At 47.3% G+C, this 1,239-nt stretch carries 1 protein-coding gene and 1 pseudogene; one reads left to right on the plus strand and one right to left on the minus strand.

Features of this window, described 5'->3' with window-relative positions:
- Positions 1-197, plus strand: a pseudogene (locus tag R7Z78_RS24450) (LysR family transcriptional regulator); the annotation flags it as partial.
- A gap of 102 nt (positions 198-299) precedes the next feature.
- On the opposite strand, the gene ilvA reads toward R7Z78_RS24450, so the two are convergent.
- On the minus strand, positions 300-1,239 hold a 940-nt coding region (ilvA, locus tag R7Z78_RS24455), incomplete at its 5' end, for a threonine ammonia-lyase, biosynthetic (protein WP_169643826.1).

Raw genomic sequence — 1,239 nt, forward strand, 5'->3', positions numbered from 1 at the left:
TCGGGTATATGCCGCGTCATATTGCGATGCCACTTATTCATGAAGGTGTGCTGGTGGAGAAACTGCTGCAAGATGACAAGCCATTGAGCCGATGCTGTTTGGTATGGCGTAAAGATGACGATCATAAGTTGATCCAATGGATGGTGGATTATTTAGGATCACCGAATCAGTTGCATCAAGATTGGTTGCAGTGTTAGTCAAAAGAATCATCCGATCTCAGTATTAGCTCATCACTTGGTCCATGAAACCGTAAATTGGAAACAAAACACCTCGCTGCAGCGAGGTGTTGATAAGGCGAATTAAGACAAGAAAAACTTGTAGGATGGATTATCGGTTTCATCCTTACATTGGTAGCCAAGTTCTCGTAAATGCGCTGAAAATTGGGCTAAATCGCTTTCATCTAACTCGAAACCACACAGAACGCGTCCGTAGTCGGCACCGTGGTTGCGGTAGTTGAATAGGCTGATGTTCCAATGGGTGCCAAGCGTGCTTAAGAACTTCAATAGTGCGCCTGGATACTCAGGAAATTCAAAGCTATAGAGACGCTCTTTCAGTTGTTTCGAGGGCTTGCCACCGATCATGTAACGAATGTGCAGTTTGGCCATTTCATCGTCGGACAAATCCACGACTGGGTAGCCACCTTCGCGTAGATCGCGAATGATGTTATCCAGCTCTTCCTGACCGCCTTGCAGGCGTACACCAACAAAGATATTCGCCAGTTCATCATCGTTATAACGGTAGTTAAACTCGGTGACAGCGCGGCCGCCAATCAGATTACAGAATTCAAAGAAAGCGCCTTGGCGTTCTGGAATTGTCACGGCCAATAGACCTTCACGCTTCTCACCTAATTCACAACGCTCTGAAACATAGCGTAAACCATGGAAGTTGGTATTCGCGCCAGACAACACCGTGGCAAGGTTTTTGTTTTCCAGTTGGTTTTGCTCAACAAACTTCTTCAAGCCAGCAAGCGCAAGCGCCCCGGATGGTTCAGCAATCGCGCGAGTATCCTCAAAAATGTCTTTTACGGCAGCGCAGATTTCATCGCTTGAAACCGCCACATGACCATCAATGTATTTCTGACACAAGCGGAACGTTTCTTCACCGATGCGTTTTACCGCGACACCATCAGCAAACATGCTGACTTGGTCGAGTACCACTGGCTCACCAGCATCAAGCGCCGCTTTCAGACAAGACGAGTCTTCAGGTTCGACGGCGATGACTTTGATTTCTGGCATCAGT

This window comes from Vibrio sp. 1167 (genome assembly GCF_033340375.1).
Taxonomy (GTDB): Bacteria; Pseudomonadota; Gammaproteobacteria; order Enterobacterales; family Vibrionaceae; genus Vibrio; species Vibrio alginolyticus.